1 protein-coding gene and 1 pseudogene are annotated in these 406 nt (G+C 56.9%); both read left to right on the forward strand.

Features of this window, described 5'->3' with window-relative positions:
- The first annotated feature begins 1 nt into the window (after position 1).
- Positions 2 to 145 (forward strand): DUF3005 domain-containing protein, encoded by a 144-nt coding sequence (locus QCE79_RS39565; protein ID WP_404989482.1) that lies wholly within the window; start codon positions 2 to 4, stop codon positions 143 to 145.
- 2 nt (positions 146 to 147) lie between these two features.
- Positions 148 to 406, forward strand: a pseudogene (locus QCE79_RS34480) (hypothetical protein); the annotation flags it as partial.

Here is a 406-nt window from a genome sequence, read left to right on the forward strand (position 1 = left end):
TATTGACAGTCGAGCGGAAGGCAATCGACCTGTGATCCATCTCCGCGAGGGATGGACAATGGTCTATCACGGGTGCGTGGAATCGGCGGACCGCAACGGTGGCCGTGTTGAGCATCTCATTTCAATCGAACGGATCCACCACTGAATATGTTTTCGTTAAATGAGCTCGGTCGCAGCGACTTCTTTCAAAGCAACTTTACGCTTGTCATGGCCAGCTTCCTTGCCATGGGCGCCCTATCTGCGAGCGGCTGCTCGTCAGGCGGCAGCTCGGCGCGCGAGGCGGTCAAGCAAGACACGCAAGCCTACCGATGCGCTGGTTTCGATCCGGTGGCTGACGAAATCGATTATCCAGCAGACGTTGAACGAGCGAGTAAGCGACTTCAAACCACTCCCGCCTGTCGCAGCG

The organism is Caballeronia sp. LZ003 (genome assembly GCF_031451465.1).
Taxonomy (GTDB): Bacteria; Pseudomonadota; Gammaproteobacteria; order Burkholderiales; family Burkholderiaceae; genus Caballeronia.